Below are 19,030 nucleotides of genomic sequence, written 5' to 3'. Positions count from 1 at the left end.
ACTTTCTTTCCCCCACAACCCCGGCCCCGCATTTCCGCAGCTCACAGCCGTACGGCTAGAGTTACCCACAGACTGTCCACAGGGTTGTCCACAGGTCGTGCACAACTTTCCCGGCGTGTATGCACAGCCCCGTCCACAGATCCTTTTGCTCCCCGGCCCGGCGCGCTCGCAGAATGTCAGAGGTCTCCGGTAGACGTGGGACGCAAGGATCGGCCGGCGGGGCGGCCGGTGACCGAGATGAGGGGGGTGCGCGCCTGATGAGTGTGACCGAGATCGGTTCCGGCGATCCGGGGTTCGAGCGCACCCCGCCGCACGACATCGCCGCCGAGCAGGGCGTCCTCGGCGGCATGCTGCTCTCCCAGGACGCCATCGCCGAGGTCGTCGAGGAACTGCGCACCGCCGACTTCTACCGGCCCGCCCACCAGATCATCTGGGACGCCGTCCTCGACCTGTACGGCCGCGGCGAGCCCGCCGACGCCGTCACCATCGCCGGCGAGCTCACCAAGCGCGGCGAGATCACCCGCGTCGGCGGAGCCCCCTACCTGCACACCCTGATCTCCTCGGTCCCCACCGCCGCCAACGCCGGCTACTACGCCAGGATCGTCCGCGAGCGCTCGGTGCTCCGCAAGCTCGTCGAGACCGGCACCCGCATCGTCCAGATGGGCTACGCCGCCGACGGCGCCGACGCCGACGACGTCCTCGACCGCGCCCAGGCCGAGGTCTTCGCCATCGCCGAGAAGCGCGCCGGCGAGGACTACGTCCCGCTCAGCGAGATCATGCCCGGCGCCCTCGACGAGATCGAGGCCATCGGCAGCCGCGGCGGCCAGATGACCGGCGTCCCCACCGGCTTCGCCGACCTCGACGCCCTCACCAACGGCCTCCATTCCGGACAAATGGTAGTTGTGGCTGCAAGGCCGGCAATGGGTAAGGCCTTGGCGCTTAATACACCAATTCCGACACCGTTCGGCTGGACCACCATGGGCGACGTGCGGGTCGGTGACCTGCTGATCGGCGCCGACGGCCGTCCCACCCGCGTCGTCGCCGCCACCGAGGTCATGCACGGCCGCCCCTGCTACGAGATCGAGTTCTCCGACGGCGAGATCATCACCGCCGACGCCGAACACCAGTGGCGCACCACCACCCGTGCGAGCCGCCGCCAGGAGGGTGCTCGGCGGACGGCCCGCTACTGGTCCGACGAGGCGATCAACCGGGTCCGTTGGGCCACGGCGGACGCCAACGAGCAGCCGCCGCGCCTCGCCACTCACGGCCAAGCCATGGCTGAAGTCGGCACGGAGTTCAAGCATGCGCTCTACGCCGTCACCCGCGAACTCGGCCACCGCGGGGCGGCCGACACGACTCTGTCCAAGCGCAGCCCCCGATACGAGTGCACCGACCTCTACCGCGGGCTGCTGCGCCGTGCCGTGCGCCCCAAGAACGACGCGACGACGGCGCGCCACGAGCCCGTCAAGACGACCGCGGAGATCGCGGCGACCCTCCGCTGTGGCAGCGACGCGCGGCCGAACCACGCGGTCGCGCTGACCGCGCCTTTCGTCCTTCCCGAGGCCGACCTGCCCATCGATCCCTACGTCCTCGGTGCCTGGCTCGGCGACGGGGACAGCTGGAACGGCGCCATCACCTGCTTCGACGAGGAGATCATCGGGGAGATCGAGGCGACGGGCCAGGAGGTCACCCGGCACTCGACGCCGGGGCGGTTCGGTCTTCTGAAGCTGAAGCGCAAGCTCATCGACAACGATCTGTTCCGCAACAAGCACATCCCCGCCGCGTACCTGCGGGCGTCGGAGGCGCAGCGGCGGGCGCTGCTGGCCGGGATGCTCGACACCGACGGCTATGTCTCCGAGATCGGCCAGGTGCAGCTCGCATTCGTCAACAAGCGGCTGGCCGAGGGTGCGCACGAGCTCATCCTCAGCCTCGGCTACCGGGCCACGATGACCACCAAGCGGGTCGCGGGCCGCTGCGAGGAGACCTCCACCTTCTACCGCATCAACTTCACCCCGGTCGAAACGGTGTTCCGGCTGCCCCGCAAGGCGGCGCGGCAACGGGCGGTCGTGCATCCCAAGGCGCAGGTGCGCTACATCGTGGACGTGCGGCCGGTGGCGAGCGTGCCGGTGCGGTGCGTGCAGGTCGACAACGCCGACCACATGTATCTGGCGGGCCGGTCCTGCGTCCCGACGCACAACTCCACGCTCGCGCTCGACTTCGCCCGCGCGGCGTCCATCAAGCACGGCCTGACCTCGGCGTTCTTCTCGCTGGAGATGGGCCGCAACGAGATCACCATGCGCCTGCTGTCCGCCGAGGCGCGCGTCGCGCTGCACGCGATGCGCTCGGGCACCATGCAGGACGAGGACTGGACCCGCCTCGCCCGCCGCATGAGCGAGGTCGCCGAGGCGCCGCTGTTCATCGACGACTCGCCCAACATGTCGATGATGGAGATCCGCGCCAAGTGCCGCCGCCTGAAGCAGCAGCACGACCTGCGCCTGGTGGTGATCGACTACCTGCAGCTGATGACGTCGGGCAAGCGGGTGGAGAGCCGCCAGGTCGAGGTCTCGGAGTTCTCCCGGCAGCTCAAGCTGCTGGCCAAGGAGCTCCAGGTCCCGGTCATCGCGCTCTCCCAGCTGAACCGAGGCCCCGAGCAGCGCACCGACAAGAAGCCCATGGTCTCCGACCTCCGCGAATCGGGGTGCGTGCCGGCGTCCACGCGTCTGCTGCGGGCGGACACCAACGAAGAGATCACGATCGGCGAGATGCTGCGGGACGGCGTGCGCGACCTCCCCGTGTGGGCGCTCGACGACCGGTTGAAGTACGTGCCGCGGACGATGACGCACGCCTTCCCGAGCGGCCGCAAGGAGGTCTTCCGGGTCAGGCTGGCGTCCGGCAAGGAGGTGGAGGCGACGGCCAGCCACCCCTTCCTCACGTACACCGGCTGGACACCGCTCGGAGACCTCGGCCCCGGAACGCGCGTGGCGGTGTCGCGTCACACGCCGCCGCCGCTGGAAATCAAGCCGTGGCCGCAGGAACGCATCGTGCTGCTGGCCCACCTCATCGGTGACGGCTCCTTCGTCAGGAGGCAGCCGATCCGCTACGCCAGCAAGGACGAGGCGTGCTTGACGGCGGTCGCGGAGGCGGCCCGGCACTTCGGCATCACCGCGGTTCGAGACGATCATGAGGCGGCCCGCGTGACCACGCTGCGGTTGCCGGCGCCGTACCGGCTGACCCACGGACGCCGCAATCCGATCGCCGAGTGGTTGGACGGGCTCGGGCTCTTCGGCCTGCGCTCGCACGAGAAGTTCGTGCCGGGCGAGGTGTTCTCCCTGCCCAAGGAGCAGGTCGCCCTGTTCCTTCGCCATCTGTGGGCGACCGACGGCTGTGTGCACTGGAAGGCGGGTCAGGGCCAGTGCCGGGTCTACTACGCCTCGACCAGCCGCCGTCTCATCGACGACGTGGCCCGGCTGCTGCTCCGGTTCGGCATCATGTCGAGGATCAAGACGGTGAAGAAGGAGGGGTACCGCCCCGGCTATCAGCTGCACATCACCGGAGCGGAGAACCAGCTCGCGTTCTTCGAGGCGGTGCGCGTCCATGGCGCGCGCGGTGCCGTGGCGGTCTCCGCGGCGAGCCATCTCCGCGAGCTGCGCGGCAACACCAACGTCGACACCGTGCCGCGCGAGGTGTGGGACGACGTCCGGCGGATCCTCATCGACCAGGGGATGTCGCATCGGGAGTTCGCCGCCGCCATCGGCACGCAGTTCTCCGGCAGCACCCTATGGAAGCACGCGCCGGCGCGCAGGCGACTGGGCAAGGTGGCGGCGGTGCTGGAGAGCGCCGAACTGGAGATGCTGGCCACCAACGACGTCTTCTGGGACGAGATCCTCTCCGTCGAGAGCGTCGGCGAGCAGGACGTCTACGACGCGACGGTGCTCGGGCTGCACAACTTCGTGGCGAACGGCGTTTCGCTTCACAATTCGATCGAACAGGATGCGGACATGGTGATCCTGCTGCATCGGGAGGACGCTTACGAGAAGGAGTCGCCGCGGGCGGGCGAGGCGGACCTGATCGTGGCCAAGCACCGTAACGGGCCGACGGCGACGGTGACGGTCGCGTTCCAGGGTCATTACAGCCGCTTCGTCGACATGGCGCAGTGACGCGGCGCCCCGGGCGGAACGCGCGCCGCCGGAGTTAGTTCGCGGGGCGAATTGATGGTGCGGGGTAGGGTGGCGGAATGGGGATCGCGGAGGAGCCCGGGGCGGCGATGGGGATCGCGGTCGCGCTGGTGCGGTCGTCGTTCCTGGTGGACGCGGTGTACGCCGCGGCGGCGCGCGAGCACGGGCTGACGCCGCAGCAGGGGCAGCTGCTCTGCGTGCTGATGCCGGGCGCGCGCGGGATGGGGGAGCTCGGCGCGATGCTCGGGCTGGCCAAGTCGAGCCTGACGGGGCTGGTCGACCGGACGTCCGAGCGCGGTCTCGTCCGGCGGGCGGCGTGCCCGGGGGACGCGCGGACGGTGCGGGCGGAGCTCACCGCCAAGGGCGCGCGGGTCGCCGAGGAGTTCTACGCGGCGACGTCCCGCCGTGTCGAGGAGCTCTCGGCGACCCTGGATCTCGCCGACCGTGAGGTGCTCGCCGAGTTGCTCGCGCGGGTCGTCACCGCGAACGAGGTGCCCGCCGTGTTCAGCGACCCGGAGGAGTGACGGGCGCGTCGAACAGTTCGGCGAAGCGGCCGCTCATGAGGTCGGCGGCCTTGTACTGGACGACCTGCTCGACGGGCGCGGGGACCGGTCCGTCCGGTCCGGGGAGCTGGCCGACGCCGGTGGCGGGGCCGAGCGGCAGCAGGATCGCGGGCGGGCCCGGGGTGTAGGTGGCCGCCGGGGGCTCGCCGCGGAGGCGGGCGAGGATGTTGGCGGCGACGACGGCGGCGTGGCGCGTCGCGGCGCCCGCCCGCTTGTCCTCGGGCACGTCGGTGATGTCGCCGATGGCGTAGAGGCCGTCGTGGCCGGCGACTTCGAGGGTGCCGGTCACCGGGACGAGGCCGGCGGGCGTGGTGATCCCGGCGAGCCAGGCGGTGTTGGGGCGGGCGCCGTGGGCGCGGTACCAGAGGTCGGCGGTGACGCCGTCCGCGGTGAAGGGGGCGAGGACGCCGGGTTCGGTCGGGGGGCGGACGGTCGTGCCGGTGAGGAGCTCGACGCCGAGGTCGTCCAGGAGGGCGTGCAGCCGGTCGCGCACTTCGGAGATGACGCCGGGCAGCGGTGCGGGCGCCGGGTCGGTGATGATCACGTGCTTGTCCGGCCAGACCGCCTTGATCTCGCCGGCCAGTTCGAGGCCGACGGGCCCGGCGCCGGCGATCAGCACCCGCCGTGCGCCGGTGAGCTCCTTGTGCGCGAGGCGCAGGCGGTCGAGGGCCGCGGCGGTGGTGGGGGCGTCGTGCTTGGCGGGGAAGGGGTAGTCCGAGCCGGTGGCGAGCACGACGTGGTCGGCGTCGACGCGGCCGCCCGAGGCGAGGGCGATGCCGCCGGCGTCGAGGCCGGTGGCGCGGTCGCGCACGATCCGGCCGCGCCTCAGCAGGCGGTCGTAGGGGAAGAAGACGTGGTCGGCCCAGTCGGGCCGGACGAGCGCGCGGAGCGCTCCGGCGGCGTGCACGAACGCCTCCCGCGGGTCGACGAGGACGACGTCGGCGTCCTCGTCGAGCGCCTTGGCGACGGCGATCCCGCCGTATCCGCCGCCCACCACTGCAACCGTTCGGCTCATGCCCACCCCCACAAGTTCGTTGAACGAACATTAATAGTTCGCACAACGAATATCAAGCGCGGCCCACTCCTGAGCGCGATCACCGATCCCCGATTCCCGGCGTCCACCGGAACGCACCGGCTGGCACGGCCTCTCCGGATCCGCCCCGTCGCGACGGCATCACGGCCCGCCGTCACCACCACCGCCCCGCCGTCGGGCAGTGACCACCCGGTCGCCAAAAGTTGAGATGCGGCGTGTTGGCCACTTTGGAGATCCAAAGTGGCCAACACGCCGCATCTCAACGGTGAGTGGCCGGGCGGTCACTGTGGAGGGAGGCGGTGGGCGGCGGGCGTCCCGGTCAGGTCCGGACGGGTCGCCGGGACGCGGCGGCGGCGAGGAGGGCGAGGCCCGCGAGCACGCCCCAGTGCACGATCGCGCGCGACGTGCCGACGCTGCCGAGCAGCGCGAGCGGCGCCCACGCGTGGACCAGGTAGAGGGCGCCCATGAGCGCCCAGCGGGCGTCCCGCGCGACCGCGCCCGCGACGATCGCCGCCGCCAGCACCCCGCACTCGACGCCGCCCCGCGCCAGCGCCCACCAGGTGCCGCTCGTCCCGAGCGCGAGGCCGTAGGCGAGCAGTACCGCCATCGCGGCGATCCACACCGGGCCGCGCGGCCGGGGCCGCCACGGCAGCGCGGCGAGCACCGCGAGGAGCGCGACGGGCAGCCAGAACATGCCGGTGAGCTGCCAGTGCCCGATCCTGATGGCGGTCCCCCAGAACCCCATCGGCAGTCCAGGACCCAGCCCGGAGCCGTTGCCGCCCAGATCGACGTACAGCGCCAGGAGCGCGGCGGCCGGCAAGGCGAGGCGGACGCGGCCGAGCGCCGCGAGCACCGTCACGAGCAGTAGCCCGCCCGTGAGTCCCCAGTCGTAACGCAGCCCGGAGACGGCCGCCGCCGCGCAGCCCAGGAGCATGGCGAGAGCGCTGAGATGGAGGCCGTCGGCCCACCAGGGGGCGGGGTGGCGGGTGGCGGCCCGGATGCGTTCGGCCAGGCCGCTGCGGACGAGGGCGGGTAACTCGCGGAGAGTGGGGCCGTGTGCCTCCAGCAGGGTGGCGACGATGGCGTCCGCGTGGGCCTCGCGGTAGTCGCGGAGGTAGGCGAGCATGGCGCGCCGGTAGTGGCGTTCCAGCCGGGCGGTCACGCCGTGCGCTCCTTTCGACGGGACGTGGCGATGGCCAGGAGGGTGAGCGCCGCCAGGGTTCCGTACGCGGCGGTCCGGTGCGGGGAGTTGGCGGCGAGCAGGGCGGCGGGGGCCACCGTGCAGGCCAGGTAGACGGTCGCTGCCAGGGCCCAGCGGGCGTCGCGGACGAGGGCGGTCGCGGCCAGGACGAGGAGGAGGGCGCCGGCCTCGCAGGCGGTGCGCAGGAGCGCGAAGGACGGCTCCCAGTCGGGGGCGGTGTCGAAGTTCAGGGAGTGGGCGTAGACGGCCATCGCCGCGATCACGGCGGGCCAGAGGAGGCTGCGCCGGGGCAGGCGGGGGCCGCGCCGCAGGCTGAGGACCGCGAGCAGCACGGCGGGCGCCCACAGGATCACCGTCAGCGTCCACGGCCCGTAGTCGGCGGCGAGGGGGCGCCCGCTGTACCAGGCCACGCCGACGTCGTCCGGGCCGATCAGCGGCCGGACGGGGTGGGGCGTCAGGGCGAGCGCGAACGGCAGGGCGAGGCGGACGCGGCCGAGCGCGGTGAGGAGGGCCGCCGCCACCAGCAGGACGCCGGACACGGGGCGCAGGTTCATCAGCGGCAGCGCCCAGGTGGCGGCGGAGGCGAGGACGGCCAGCGCGGCCAGGTGCAGGCCGCCGGCCCACCAGGGGGTGCGGGCGGTCCGCTCCCGCAGCCGTTCGGCGAGGCCGCCGCGGACGAGGGCGAGGGTCTCGCGGGCGACGGGGCCGCGCACCTCCAGCAGCGTGGCGACGACGGCGTCGGTGTTGGCGGCGCGGTAGCCGCGGGGGTAGGCGAGCATCGCCCGCCGGTAGTGGCGTTCCATCCGGTCGGTCATGCGGGTGCCGTCCTCGGGGGGAGTCTGCGGGTCACGGCGAGCGCGGCCGCGCGCATGCGGGCCGCCTCGGCGGCGACGGCGTCCTGGCCGTCGTCCGTGATGCGGTAGTAGCGGCGGGGCCGGCCCTGGACGGTCTCCTCGCGGTCGAGCGCGACGAGGCCCGCCTCGGCGAGCCGGTCGAGCGCGCCGTAGAGGGTGCCGACGGCGAGCCGGACGCGGCCGCCGGACTCGCGCTCGGCGAGCTTGATGATCCCGTAGCCGTGGCTCGGGCCGTCCAGGAGCGCGGCGAGGATGAAGTAGGTGGGTTCGGTCATGGGCCGTGCCATGCCCCGCACCATATATCGGCGACGGATATATCGGCAAGCGAAGTATCAGGCGGCGAGGCGGTCCACCACGAGCGCCGCGAGCGCCTCCATGCCCGCGCCCGTCGGGTGGTACGGGACGGCGCCGCGGAACGGCCACGACCGCGCGAACCCGGTGGTCCACGGGGCGGGGGAGCGGTGGCCGTGGCCGCGTGCGGCGTCCGCGACCTCGACGAACTCCGCGCCCTCCCCGGCCGCCCGGCGGAACGCCGAAGTCAGCGCGGCGGCCGCCGCCCGCGCCCGGCGGGCCTGCTCGGGAGTCAGCGGCAGCCCGTCGGCGCCGCTGGTGGCGGGGTCCAGGACGGGCAGGTAGTCGACCAGCAGGACGCGCGCGCCCGGCGCGTGAGCACGGACCGCCCGCACGACGCGGGCCAGCGACGCCGCGACCGCGTCGAACGCCGCCGCCTCGGGGATCCGGGCGGACCGGCGGAACGGCCCCGGCAGGGCGCCGGCCTTGATCAGCGACCCGATGTACCCGGCGTCGTTGCCGCCCGCGGTGACGGTGACGAGGCGGGTGTCCGGCCGGACGGCGGCGATCTGCGGCGGCCGCCCGCGCTGCGGGGCGTCCAGCAGGTGCGCGGTGGTCGCGCCGGAGAAGGTGACGTCGGTGAGGCGCAGCCCGAGCGCTGCCGCGACCAGGTGCGGGTAGTTCGCCGCCGAGCGGCCCGCCCGCCGGTCGGCGGCCGGGGCGATGCCCGGGCCGGCGGCGAACGAGCTGCCCATCGCCACGTAGCCGGCGCCCTCGAAGATCATGCGGTCGAGGGTGGCGCACCGCCGCGGCCCGCGTCCAGCCGTCCCGCCCCGCGCGGCGCCGATAATGGCGGGATGGACCGCCACGAACTGGCTGATTTCCTGCGCCGCTCCCGGGAGCGGCTGCGCCCGGCCGAGGTCGGCATCAGCGTCGCCGCCGGGGCCGGCGGCCGCCGCCGCACGCCCGGCCTGCGCCGGGAGGAGGTGGCGCAGCTCGCGGGCATGTCCGCCGACTACCTGATGCGCCTGGAGCAGGCCCGCAGCCCGCAGCCGTCCGCGCAGATGCTGGCCGCGCTCGCGCGCGCGCTGCGCTTCACCGAGGACGAGCGCGACCACCTGTACCTGCTGGCCGGGCACCGCCCGCCCGCCGGGCGGCAGGCCGGAGAGCACGTGCGGCCCGGCCTGCTCCACCTGCTGGACCGGCTGGCCGGCACGCCCGCGCACATCGTCTCCGACATCGGCGACCTGCTCGCGCAGAACGCCATGGCCGAGGCGCTGCTCGGCTGCGTCTGCTCGATCGAGCCCGCCGGCCGCAACATCGTGCTGCGCTGGTTCACCGAGCCGTACCAGCGCGAGCCGTACTCGGCCGAGGAGTGCGCCGCCATCAGCCGCATGCACGCCGCCGACCTGCGGGCGGCCGTCGCCCGGCGCGGCCACGACGCGCGGTCGACGGAGCTCGTCGCCCGGCTGACCGGGGCGAGCGCGGAGTTCGCCGCGCTGTGGGAGCGGCACGAGGTGGCGGTCCGCCGGCAGAGCCGGATGCGGGTGAAGCACCCGACGGTCGGGCTCATCGAGCTGGACGTCGAGGCGCTCCTCACCCCCGCCGAGGACCAGCGGATGCTGGTGTTCACCCCGCCGCCGGGGTCACCGGGCCTCGACGCGCTGGAGCTGCTCGGGCACGTCGGCCCCGAGGTCACCCACGCGGCGCATCGCTGACGGCGCCGAGCCGCCAGAGCGTCGTCACCTCGGCGGCGCGCGCCGCGTGCAGGGCGTCGCCCGCGTCGACGGCCTTCGGGTGGCGGGGACGCGCGTCCAGGCGGCCGAGGACGCACAGCCCGGCGGCGCCGAACCGGCCGGTGAGCTCGCCGGGCGCGCGCAGGCCGAGGAGCTCGGCGAGGTCGGAGATGACGAGCCAGCCCTCGCCGCCCGATTCCAGGCGGCCGGCGAGACCGTCCAGGAAGCCGCGCAGCATCCGCGAGTCCGGGTCGTACACCGCCCCCTCCAGCGAGGTGGCGGCCTTGCCGGGCAGCCAGGGCGGGTTGCAGACGACCAGCCCGGCCCGTCCCGCCGGGAACAGGTCGGCCCGCTCGATACGGACGCGGTCGGCGACCTTGAGCCGGGCCGCGTTCTCTTCGGCGCAGGCGAGCGCGCGCGGGTCGACGTCGGTCGCGACGACTTCGGGGACGCCGCGCCGCGCCAGGACCGCCGCCAGCACACCCGTACCCGTCCCGATATCGAACGCGGTGGCGGCCGGGGGGAGCGGTGCCTCCGCCACCAGATCGACGTACTCGCCGCGGACCGGGGAGAAAACGCCGTAGTGCGGGTGGATCCGGTCGCCGCCGAGCGCGGGCACCGGGACGCCCTTCTCCCGCCACTCATTGGCGCCGATGGCACCGAGCAGGTCCCTCAGCGACGTCACGTACGGCTCGTCGGCCGGGCCGAACGCGCGGACGCACGCCTCCCGCACATCAGGCGCCCGCCGCAACGCGACGACGTGGCCCGCGTCCACGGGAATCAGCAGCATCCCGAGCAGCCGCGCCCGCTGCGCGCGCGCTTGCCGGTACAGGTGGAACGCCTGCGCGCCCTCGGGCGCCTGCTTGGGCCGCCGCTTAGGACGGTCGACGCGGCGCGCCATCGCCTGAAGCAGCGCGCGGGCGTTCTGGTAGTCGCCCCGCCACAGCAGCGCCGTGCCCTCACTGGCCAGCCGGAACGCCGTATCGGCCTTGAGCGAGTCGTCGACGACGGTCACGCGCCGCGGCGCGCCCGTCCGGCCGTCCGACCGCCAGCGCGCCGACCGCCGCGCACCGTCCTCGTCCCACTCCAGCAGTGCCCGGTTCAGCAGGGGTTCCATTCGCCCGATGGTGCCTCACCCCGCCGCGAGTTCGGCGCTGGACAGGCGGGTCGACGTCGCGGCGAGCCGCCGCAGCGCCGCCTCCGACGCCGACCCCGGCTCGGCCGCGTACAGCATCAGGCGGCTGATCTGCGGGTCGCCGGGCAGGTGCAGCGTCTCGAACGGCAGGACGAGCGGCCCCTCGGCCGGGTGCTCGATGCGGGCCTCGCCGTGGTCGAGGCCGCCGACGCGGTGCTCGTCCCAGAGCCCCGCGAAGCCGGGGCTGCGCTCGCGCAGCTCGGCGACCAGCGCGGCGAGCCGCCGGTCGCCGGGGTCCTCCCCGGCCCGGAACCGCAGGTAGGCGGCGTTGCGGCGGGCGACGACGGGCCAGTTCGCGCCGAGCCGCGCCCGGTAGTCCAGGTTCAGGTGGATCTGGTGGCTCCAGGTCCGCTCGGCCGGCGGGACGGCGGCCAGGTCCACGAAGACCTCGGCGGTCAGCCGGTTCCAGGCGACGACCTCGGTGCGGTGCCCGACGATGTAGGCGGGCGCGTGCGTGATCGCGTCCAGCAGGTGCCGGAGCGGCGGCCGCAGCACCACCGGCTCCTCCGGCGGCCGGTCCCGGCGCGGATGCGCGAGCCGGTGCAGGTGGTCGCGTTCGGCGGGGTCCAGCCGCAGCGCGCGCGCTATCGCGTCCAGGATCTCGTCCGACACGTTGTCGGCGTGCCCCTGCTCCAGGCGGATGTAGTAGGCGACGCTGACGCCGGCGAGCTGCGCGAGCTCCTCGCGGCGCAACCCGGGGACGCGGCGCCGCCCGCCGTAGTCGCGCAGCCCCACGTCCTCGGGACGCAGCCCCGCCCGCCGCGATTTCAGGAATTCGCCCAGCACGGGACGAGGCTAGCGGCACCCCCAGCCTGCTACTGCTGGTGGTACGAACGGGCGGGGGCTGGGTACCCGCGCCGGCACGGACGATCTTGGGGTGCATGACAGCCCTCACCGAGGCCCGCCCCGCGCGGGCCGCCACCGGGATGACCCCCCGGCAGAAGCTCGTCCTCACCCTGCTGCTCGGCGCGCAGTTCATGCTCGCCATCGACTTCTCCATCCTCAACGTCGCGATGCCCGCCGTCGGCGCGGGCCTCGGCTTCGGCCTCGGCTCCCTGCAATGGATCGCGACGGCGTTCGCGCTGCCCGCCGCCGGCCTCACGCTGCTGTTCGGCCGCGTCGCCGACCTGGTGGGACGCCGCCGCATGCTGCTGCTCGGCATGGCGCTCCTCGCGGCGGGCTCGCTGCTCGGCGGCCTCGCGGCGAACCCGGCGCTGCTGCTGGCCGGCCGCGTCCTGCAAGGGCTCGCCACCGCGATCGCGACGCCCGCCGCGCTGTCGCTGATCACCACGTCGTTCGCCGAGGGGCCGCTGCGGGCGCGGGCGCTCGGGCTGAGCGGCGCGCTGATGTCGGCGGGCTTCACCGTCGGCGCCGTCCTCGGCGGCGTGCTCACCGACCTGCTGAGCTGGCGGTGGGCGTTCCTGGTGAACGTGCCCGTCGCGCTGCTCGTCCTCGCCGTCACCTCCGCCGTGATCACCGAGAGCCGCGACGGCGGCCGGGCCCGCCTCGACGTCCCCGGCGCCGTCACGGTGACCGGCGGGCTGCTCGCCCTCGTCCTCGGCATCACCACCTGGGCGTGGGCGCTGCCGGTCGCCGCGGTGCTGCTCGTGCTGTTCGTCCTCGCCGAGCGCCGCGCCGCCGCGCCGCTCGTCCCTCTCGGCGTCCTCACCAAGCGCACCGTCGCCTGGGGCAACGCCGGCGGGTTCATCGCCTTCGCCACCGAGACGTCGCTGGTGTTCCTCATGACGCTGTACCTGCAGCGCGTCCTCGGCTACTCGCCGCTCGCGACGGGCCTCGCGCTCGCCGTCCTCGGCGCCGGGACCGTGTCGGGCGGGATCGCCGCCCCGCGCATCATGGGACGCCTCGGCGGCCGCGCCACCCTCGCCGCCGGCCTGACGCTCCAGGCCGTCGCGACGGCCGCGCTCGCCGGCCTCGGCGGGACGCACGCGTCGCTGCCGCTGCTGCTCGTCGCGACCGCCGTCGGCGGGTTCGGGAACCTCGTCGCGATCGTGGCGTTCATGGGCACCGCGACGAGCGGCCTGCCCGACGGGGAGCAGGGCCTCGCGACCGGCCTCGCCACCATGACGCAGCAGGTCGCGATCACCCTCGGCATCCCGGTGATGAGCGCCGTCGCGACCGCCGGGAGCGTCGGGGTCCTCACCGGCGTGCACACCGCCACCCTGGTCAACGCGGCCGTGGCGCTCCTCGGCGCCGGCCTCGCCCTCGCCTTCCTGAAGCGCCGGTGACCGGGATGGACCTCGAACTGAAGGACCGGGTGTTCATCGTGACCGGCTCGTCCGCCGGCATCGGCGAGGCGACGGCGCGGCTGCTCGCCGCCGAGGGCGCGCACGTCGTCGGCGCCGCCCGCCGGCCGGGCCGCGACCCCGAGGGCGTCCGCACCGTCGCCGCCGACCTCACCGACCCGGGCGCCGCCGAGCGCGTCGTGGCGGCCGCGCTGGACCTGCACGGGCGGCTGGACGGCCTGGTCAACAACGCCGGGGGGCTGGAGCCGCGGATCGGGTTCCTGGACGTCACCGACGACCAGTGGCACGCCGCCTTCGAGCTCAACTTCCACGCGGCGGTGCGGGCGGCGCGGGCCGCGCTGCCCGCGCTGATCGACCAGGGCGGCGGGAGCCTCGTGCACGTCACCAGCGAGGCGGCCCGCTTCCCCGACACCCCGCTGGTCGACTACGCCGCCGCCAAGACCGCGCTGCTGTCGGTGTCCAAGACCCTCGCGGCCGAGTTCGGGCCGTGCGGGGTGCGGTCCAACGTCGTCGCGCCCGGCCCGACGCGGACGCGCCTGTGGGACGCGCCCGGCGGGTTCGCCGAGCAGCTCGCCGCCCGCCACGGCCTGCCGGTCGAGGAGGCCGTCGAGCGGTTCGTCGCCGAGGAGCGGCGGCTGCCGTCGGGGCGGCTCGGCGCCCCCGGCGACGTCGCCCGGGTGATCGCCTACCTGCTGTCGCCGCTCGCCGGGCAGGTCACCGGCGCCGAGTGGGCGGTGGACGGCGGCGCCCTGCGCCAAATCTGACACGCCGCCACCGGGCGCGCGGACCCCCCTCCGGGGCCCGCGCGCCCGGCGCGTTCAGGCGGGCACCTTGTCCAGGAACCCGTGGACCTTGTCGATCCGGCCGTCCCCGGCGAGGACGGCGACGTCGAACCCCACGACGAGCGGCTCGGCACCCGCCGGCCCGAGGCCCCAGGTGAAGCGGACGACGTCGTGGTGCGCGTCCACGTCGCCGACCAGCGCGAACACCATCCCGGCGAACTGCTCCTGCACGGCGCCGATCGTCGCGGCGATGGCGTCGCGGCCCTCGGCGACGCCGAGCGGGTCGGTGTAGACGGCGCCCTCGGTCCACAGGTCCGCGACGGCGGCGCGGCGGGCCGCCCCGTCCTGCTCGTTCCAGGCGGCGATGTAGCGTTCGGCGAGGGTGCGGGCGTCGGTCATGTCGGTCTCCTCCGTAGTGTTCCGGCTGATGTCCCCGACTCTGCCGGTCGGCGGGTAGCGGGGGCGATTACCTGGGGGGTCATGGCGGAACGCCCCGGCCCCGCGCGACGTCGATGTCGTTTTCCTGCCAGTGACGGGCCGTTCCATCGGTGATGCTGGAGGCATGCACGAGGACACCGAGCGCTGCGTCCGCGCCGTCCGCTCCAAGGACGCGCGGTTCGACGGCTGGTTCTTCACCGCCGTGCGCACCACCGGCATCTACTGCCGGCCGAGCTGCCCGGCGGTGACGCCGAGGCCCGAGAACATGACCTTCCACCCGAGCGCCGCCGCCGCCCAGCAGGCCGGCTACCGCGCCTGCAAGCGCTGCCGCCCCGACACCTCCCCCGGCTCCCCGGAGTGGAACCACCGCGCGGACGCCGTCGCCCGCGCGATGCGGCTCATCGCCGACGGCGTCGTCGACCGCGACGGCGTCACCGGCCTCGCCGCCCGCCTCGGCTACAGCGCCCGCCAGATCGAGCGGCAGCTGAACGCCGAGCTCGGCGCCGGGCCGCTCGCGCTCGCCCGCGCCCAGCGCGCCCAGACGGCGCGGCTGCTCGTCGAGACCACCGCGATGCCGATGGGCGACGTGGCGTTCGCCGCCGGGTTCGCCAGCATCCGCGCCTTCAACGACACCGTCCGCGAGGTGTTCGCGCTCACCCCGTCGGCGCTGCGCGAGCGCGCCGCGCGCCGCCCCGCCCCCGCGCCGGGCGCGCTCGCGCTGCGGCTGCCGTTCCGGGCGCCGCTGTACCCCGACAACCTGTTCGGGCACCTCGCCGCGACCGCCGTCCCCGGCGTGGAGGAGTGGCGCGACGGCGCCTACCGGAGGACGCTGCGCCTCCCGCACGGCGCCGGGATCGCCGCGCTCCGCCCGGCGCCCGACCACGTCGCCTGCACGCTGCACCTGGCCGACGTCCGCGACCTCACCATCGCGATCAGCCGCTGCCGCCGCCTGCTCGACCTGGACGCCGACCCGGTCGCCGTCGACGAGCTGCTCGCCGCCGACCCGGCGCTGGAGCCGCTCGTCCGCAAGGCGCCCGGCCGCCGCGTCCCGCGCACCACCGACCCCGAGGAGCTCGCCGTCCGCGCGGTCCTGGGACAGCAGGTGTCCACGGCCGCCGCCCGCACGCACGCCGCCCGCCTCGTCACCGCCCACGGCGACCCCGTCCGCGACCCCGGCGGCGGCCTCACCCACCTGTTCCCGACGCCCGACGCGCTCGCCGGCCTCGACCCGGAGTCACTGCGGCTCCCGCGCGCCCGGCGCGCCACCCTGCAAGGGCTCGTCGCGGCCCTCGCGGACGGTTCCCTGGACGTCGGCGCCGGCGCCGACTGGGACGCCGCCCGCGCCCGCCTCGCCGAACTGCCCGGCTTCGGGCCCTGGACCATCGAGACCATCGCCATGCGCGCTCTCGGCGACCCCGACGCGTTCCTGCCCGGCGACCTCGGCATCCGCGCCGCCGCCAAGGCGCTCGACCTGCCGGCCACCCCGGCCGCCCTCACCCGCCGCGCCGCCGCCTGGCGGCCCTGGCGCGCCTACGCCGTCCAGCACCTGTGGGCGACCGGCGACCACGCCGTCAACCGCCTGCCCGCCTGACCATTCCCTTACCGGAGGAGGACACCATGGCCACCCGCACGCCGCCGCGCGAGCAGACGCACACCGTCATCGACAGCCCGGTCGGGCCGCTCACCCTCGTCGCCGACGAGGACGGCATCAGCGGCCTCTACATGACCGGCCACCGGCACATGCCCGAACCCGCCACGTTCGGGGACCGCGTCCCCGGCGGCGCCCACCTCGACGCCGCCGCCGACCAGCTCGGCCGTTACTTCGACGGGACGCTGAGCGAGTTCGACGTGCCCCTGTCGCTGCACGGCACCCCGTTCCAGCGGGCCGTCTGGGAGCAGCTCCGCGCCATCCCCTACGGCGAGACGATCAGCTACGGGGAGCTCGCGCGGCGCCTCGGCAACCCGTCGGCGTCCCGCGCCGTCGGCCTCGCCAACGGCCGCAACCCCGTCAGCGTCATCGTGCCCTGCCACCGCGTCGTCGGGTCGGGCGGCGACCTCACCGGCTACGGCGGCGGCCTCGCCAACAAGCGCTACCTGCTGGACTTCGAGAGGGGCAGCGCGCTGTTCTGACGGCCGCTCGGCGGGAATGTCAGAGGTCGCGGCTACCGTCGGAGACGGACGCACGACCGATCCAGCAGAGGAGGCCGGCCATGGTCGAGTTCCGGGCGGAGCGCCAGGCGCTCGCCGACGCGGTCGCGTGGGCGGCGCGCAGCCTGCCCGCGCGGCCCGCGCTGCCGGTCCTCGCCGGGATGCTCGTGGAGAGCGCCGGCGAGGGGCGGATGGCGGTCGCCGGCTTCGACTACGAGATGTCGGCGCGCGCCGAGTTCGACGCCGAGGTGGTGCAGCCCGGCCGGGTCCTGGTGTCGGGGCGGCTGCTCGCCGACATCGTGCGCAGCCTGCCCGCGGGCGGCGCCGTCGAGGTCGCCGCCAAGGGCTCGGAGGTCGAGGTGCGGTGCGGCAGCGCCGAGTTCGGCCTGCAGATCATGCCGGTCGAGGACTACCCGACGCTGCCCGAGGCGCCCGCCCCCGCCGGGACGGTGCCCGGCGAGGCGTTCGCCGCCGCCGTCGCGCAGGTCGTCCCGGCCGCCGGCCGCGACGACACGCTGCCGATGCTGACCGGCGTCCGGATGGACTTCGACGGCCCCGCCCTCCGCCTCGCCTGCACCGACCGGTACCGCATCGCCGCCGTCGAGATCGGCTGGTCGCCGGCCGCGGACGGCTTCACCGCGGGCGTCGTCGTCCCGGCCCGCACCCTCGCCGACACCGCCAAGGCCATCCGGCCCGGCGCGGAGGTCGCCATCGACCTCACCGGCACCGCCGACACCCTCATCGGCGTGTCGGGCGGCGGCCGCAGCATGACGACCCGGCTGCTGGACGAGCAGTACATCGACTACCGGTCCCGCCTCACCGGCACCTGGTCCACCACCGTCGCCATCGCCCGCGTCCCGCTGGTGGAGGCGGTGAAGCGCGTCGCGCTCGTCGCCGAGCGCGGCACGCCCGTCCGCCTCGACTTCACCGGCGGCCAGGTCCAGGTCCGCGCCGCCACCGGCGACGCCGCCCGCGCCCGCGAGGCCGTCGCCGCCGACATCGTCGGCGACGACGTCGACATCGCCTTCAGCCCCCAGTACCTCCTGGACGGGCTCAACGCCCTGGCCACCGCCCGCGTCCGCCTGGAGTGCACCGGCCCCACCAAGGCCGCCCTCCTCACCGGCATCCCCGACCCGGACGGCGACGGGGAACCCGACGACGACGCCGACACCGGCTTCCGCTACCTGGCCATGCCGGTCCGCCTCACGGGCTGACGCGCCGCACGGGCCGGCGTGCCCGCCGGGCCGGTCAGCCGTCGGCGGTGCGGGCGGGGACGGAGGGGGCGCCGCCGGGGGCCTCGGGATCGGCGACCTGGCGGGTGCCGGCGAGCCAGACGCCGCCCGGGTCCGAGGCCGACGCCAGCCAGACGGCCGCCGCGCCGAACGGCGGCGCGGCCGACGCGTCGCGCGTCCAGGCGCGGCCGTCGAAGCGGGCCAGCTCGCCGCCGCCGCCCGCGACCCACACCGTGCCGGACGCCGCCGTCACCGTGTTCGCGCCGGTCACCGGGGCCTTCACCCGCGTCCAGCGGCGGCCGTTCCAGCGCAGCACCTGGTCGCGGCCGACGGCCCACGCCTCGGTCCGCGACACCGCCGCCACGTCGGCGAGCGGCGCGCGCAGCGCCGGGACGGGGGTCCGGCGCCAGGCGCGGCCGTCGTAGTGCAGGACGAGGGCGGCCCGGTCGGCGGCGCCGACGGCCCACACGTCGTCGGGCGCGGTGCCCGACACCGCGAGCAGCCGCCCCCGCGGCACCGCCGGGACGGGCACCGGCCGCCAGCCGCCGTCCGCCCGGTGCAGCACGAGCGGCCCCTCGGCCCCGCCCCACGGGAAGCCGTGCCCGACGGCCCACACCTCGTCGCCGGCCGTGGCGACGCCGGTCAGCACCCGGCCGGGGCCGCCGCCGTCCCACGCCGTCCAGGCCGCGCCGTCCCACTCGTGCAGCAGCGGGACCTCGGCGCCCGCGAGCCGGTCGTGGCCGCCGCCGACGGCGACGGCGCGGCCGGCGGCGAGGACGGCGACGTCCTGGAGGGACGCCCCGGCGAGCCCGGGGTTCACCGGGGCGCCGGGCGGCACCGTCCAGGAGGCGCCGTCCCAGCGGGCGGCGAGCGGGGCCTGACCGGCGTTGCCGACGGCCCACGCCTCGGTGGCCGACACCGCGGCGACGCCGCTCAGCAGGTGCGGGCCGGGCACGGCGGGCGGGGCGACGGCCCGCCAGGCGGCGGCGCCCGCCGGGAGCGCCAGCATGGTGCCGGTGACCCGCGGATGGCGCTGGGTCTGCTCTCGCCTCACACCTGCCGCCCCTCAGCTCTGGGTGGGAGCCCGTCGGGGACGACCGCCGGGCGCGGGCCGGCAC

The 19,030-nt window shown here is 75.2% G+C and carries 17 protein-coding genes; 8 read left to right on the top strand and 9 right to left on the bottom strand.

What is annotated here, in order from left to right:
- The first annotated feature begins 257 nt into the window (after window positions 1-257).
- Together K1Y72_RS32005 and K1Y72_RS32000 are read left to right on the top strand one after the other, a co-directional pair.
- Window positions 258-4,157, top strand: a complete 3,900-nt coding sequence (locus K1Y72_RS32005; protein ID WP_220170264.1) for a replicative DNA helicase — start codon at window positions 258-260, stop codon at window positions 4,155-4,157.
- Between the two features lie 77 nt (window positions 4,158-4,234).
- Window positions 4,235-4,699 (top strand): MarR family winged helix-turn-helix transcriptional regulator, encoded by a 465-nt coding sequence (locus K1Y72_RS32000; protein WP_258574298.1) that lies wholly within the window; start codon window positions 4,235-4,237, stop codon window positions 4,697-4,699.
- Here K1Y72_RS32000 and K1Y72_RS31995 read toward each other — a convergent pair.
- From K1Y72_RS31995 to K1Y72_RS31975, 5 genes are all read right to left on the bottom strand, one after another.
- Window positions 4,680-5,732 (bottom strand): NAD(P)/FAD-dependent oxidoreductase, encoded by a 1,053-nt coding sequence (locus K1Y72_RS31995; protein ID WP_308287323.1) that lies wholly within the window; start codon window positions 5,730-5,732, stop codon window positions 4,680-4,682. The genes K1Y72_RS32000 and K1Y72_RS31995 overlap by 20 nt on opposite strands.
- 358 nt (window positions 5,733-6,090) lie before the next feature.
- Window positions 6,091-6,933: a hypothetical protein gene (locus K1Y72_RS31990; protein ID WP_220170262.1), complete on the bottom strand. Its 843-nt coding sequence runs from the start codon at window positions 6,931-6,933 to the stop codon at window positions 6,091-6,093.
- Complete coding sequence (locus tag K1Y72_RS31985) at window positions 6,930-7,787, bottom strand: hypothetical protein (RefSeq protein WP_220170261.1); 858 nt, start codon at window positions 7,785-7,787, stop codon at window positions 6,930-6,932. Before K1Y72_RS31985 ends, K1Y72_RS31990 begins: the two co-directional genes overlap by 4 nt.
- Window positions 7,784-8,113, bottom strand: coding sequence for a PadR family transcriptional regulator (locus K1Y72_RS31980; RefSeq protein WP_258574296.1), 330 nt, complete (start codon window positions 8,111-8,113; stop codon window positions 7,784-7,786). Before K1Y72_RS31980 ends, K1Y72_RS31985 begins: the two co-directional genes overlap by 4 nt.
- 45 nt (window positions 8,114-8,158) lie before the next feature.
- Window positions 8,159-8,902, bottom strand: a complete 744-nt coding sequence (locus K1Y72_RS31975; RefSeq protein WP_220170260.1) for an SGNH/GDSL hydrolase family protein — start codon at window positions 8,900-8,902, stop codon at window positions 8,159-8,161.
- Between the two features lie 72 nt (window positions 8,903-8,974).
- Between K1Y72_RS31975 and K1Y72_RS31970 the strand changes: the two genes are divergently transcribed.
- Complete coding sequence (locus K1Y72_RS31970) at window positions 8,975-9,835, top strand: helix-turn-helix transcriptional regulator (RefSeq protein ID WP_220170259.1); 861 nt, start codon at window positions 8,975-8,977, stop codon at window positions 9,833-9,835.
- Here K1Y72_RS31970 and K1Y72_RS31965 read toward each other — a convergent pair.
- Both K1Y72_RS31965 and K1Y72_RS31960 read right to left on the bottom strand, forming a co-directional pair.
- Window positions 9,813-10,970: a methyltransferase gene (locus tag K1Y72_RS31965; protein ID WP_220170258.1), complete on the bottom strand. Its 1,158-nt coding sequence runs from the start codon at window positions 10,968-10,970 to the stop codon at window positions 9,813-9,815. The genes K1Y72_RS31970 and K1Y72_RS31965 overlap by 23 nt on opposite strands.
- 15 nt (window positions 10,971-10,985) lie before the next feature.
- Window positions 10,986-11,834, bottom strand: a complete 849-nt coding sequence (locus K1Y72_RS31960) for a helix-turn-helix domain-containing protein (protein ID WP_220170257.1) — start codon at window positions 11,832-11,834, stop codon at window positions 10,986-10,988.
- A 95-nt stretch (window positions 11,835-11,929) separates the two neighbouring features.
- Here K1Y72_RS31960 and K1Y72_RS31955 point away from each other — a divergent pair, with 95 nt between their 5' ends.
- Both K1Y72_RS31955 and K1Y72_RS31950 read left to right on the top strand, forming a co-directional pair.
- A complete protein-coding gene (locus K1Y72_RS31955) occupies window positions 11,930-13,294 on the top strand; it encodes an MFS transporter (protein WP_220170256.1) in 1,365 nt (454 codons plus the stop codon).
- A gap of 5 nt (window positions 13,295-13,299) precedes the next feature.
- Complete coding sequence (locus tag K1Y72_RS31950; protein WP_220170255.1) at window positions 13,300-14,076, top strand: SDR family NAD(P)-dependent oxidoreductase; 777 nt, start codon at window positions 13,300-13,302, stop codon at window positions 14,074-14,076.
- Between the two features lie 54 nt (window positions 14,077-14,130).
- Here K1Y72_RS31950 and K1Y72_RS31945 read toward each other — a convergent pair whose 3' ends face one another.
- Entirely contained in the window at window positions 14,131-14,493 is a 363-nt protein-coding gene (locus tag K1Y72_RS31945) for a nuclear transport factor 2 family protein (RefSeq protein WP_220170254.1), read from the bottom strand.
- Window positions 14,494-14,656: 163 nt separating this feature from the next.
- Here K1Y72_RS31945 and K1Y72_RS31940 point away from each other — a divergent pair, with 163 nt between their 5' ends.
- From K1Y72_RS31940 to dnaN, 3 genes are all read left to right on the top strand, one after another.
- Complete coding sequence (locus K1Y72_RS31940) at window positions 14,657-16,123, top strand: AlkA N-terminal domain-containing protein (protein WP_220170253.1); 1,467 nt, start codon at window positions 14,657-14,659, stop codon at window positions 16,121-16,123.
- 26 nt (window positions 16,124-16,149) lie between these two features.
- The gene (locus K1Y72_RS31935; protein ID WP_258574294.1) at window positions 16,150-16,662 is read left to right on the top strand and encodes a methylated-DNA--[protein]-cysteine S-methyltransferase; all 513 of its coding nucleotides are present in this window, start codon (window positions 16,150-16,152) and stop codon (window positions 16,660-16,662) included.
- An 80-nt stretch (window positions 16,663-16,742) separates the two neighbouring features.
- Window positions 16,743-17,894 carry a DNA polymerase III subunit beta gene (dnaN, locus tag K1Y72_RS31930; protein ID WP_220170252.1) on the top strand — a complete coding sequence of 384 codons (1,152 nt, stop codon included), beginning with the start codon at window positions 16,743-16,745 and terminating at the stop codon, window positions 17,892-17,894.
- Window positions 17,895-17,928: 34 nt separating this feature from the next.
- On the opposite strand, the gene K1Y72_RS31925 is transcribed toward dnaN, so the two are convergent.
- Complete coding sequence (locus K1Y72_RS31925; RefSeq protein WP_220170251.1) at window positions 17,929-18,966, bottom strand: WD40/YVTN/BNR-like repeat-containing protein; 1,038 nt, start codon at window positions 18,964-18,966, stop codon at window positions 17,929-17,931.
- Window positions 18,967-19,030 lie beyond the last annotated feature (64 nt).

The organism is Actinomadura parmotrematis, assembly GCF_019458805.1.
Taxonomy (GTDB): domain Bacteria; phylum Actinomycetota; class Actinomycetes; order Streptosporangiales; family Streptosporangiaceae; genus Spirillospora; species Spirillospora parmotrematis.
The sequence above is the reverse complement of the archived record's forward strand: the minus strand, read 5'-3'. Positions and strand labels throughout refer to the sequence as shown.